Source organism: Methylobacterium sp. GC_Met_3 (genome assembly GCF_026540775.1).
Lineage (GTDB): Bacteria > Pseudomonadota > Alphaproteobacteria > Rhizobiales > Beijerinckiaceae > Methylobacterium.
The window spans coordinates 1-688 of sequence record NZ_JALNUL010000182.1 but is presented as its reverse complement, the minus strand read 5'-3'; the positions used below and the strand labels follow the sequence as shown (position 1 = coordinate 688).

Below are 688 nucleotides of genomic sequence, written 5' to 3'. Positions count from 1 at the left end.
TCGCGGCCAGCAGACGGTGCAGCGCAAGTTCGAGACCGTGCGCACCCGCTTCTCCGCGCCCCGGGCCGAGCGCCTGAACGGCGAGCAGACGAGCTTCGAGTCCGGCAGCTATACCGCCTGCGAGCCCTGCAAGGACCATCCCGAGACGCCGCCGCTCTGGCAGATCAAGGCGAAGAAGATCATCCACGACAACGAGAGCCACACGGTCTACTTCGACGAATCGACGCTCGAACTCGCCGGCATCCCGGTCGCCTACCTGCCGTATTTCGAGGCGCCGGATCCGACGGTGAAGCGCAAGACCGGCTTCCTGACGCCGCGCTTCGTCAGCACCACGGCGCTCGGCACCGGCGTGTCGATCCCCTACTTCGTGGATCTCGCGCCGAACTACGACCTGACCCTGACGCCGACCGTGCTCAGCCGCCAGGGCCTCCTGGCGCAGGGCGAGTTCCGCCAGCGGGTCGACAACGGCTTCTACAACCTGCGCCTGTCGGGCATCTCCCAGACCACGCCCTCGGCCTTCCTGCCGAGCCCGCTCGGCGCCGGCGAGCGGGACTTCCGCGGCTCGGTCGAGTCCCAGGGCCGGTTCTACATCAACCCGCGCTGGCGCGCCGGCTGGGACCTCGTCGGCGTGACCGACAAGTGGTTCCTCGACAATTACCGGATCCGCAACCAGAACATCACCACGGAT

General features: G+C 67.7%; 1 pseudogene. It reads left to right on the top strand.

From position 1 onward, the window contains the following. A pseudogene (locus tag OXS27_RS32415) lies at positions 1-688 on the top strand (LPS-assembly protein LptD); the annotation flags it as partial.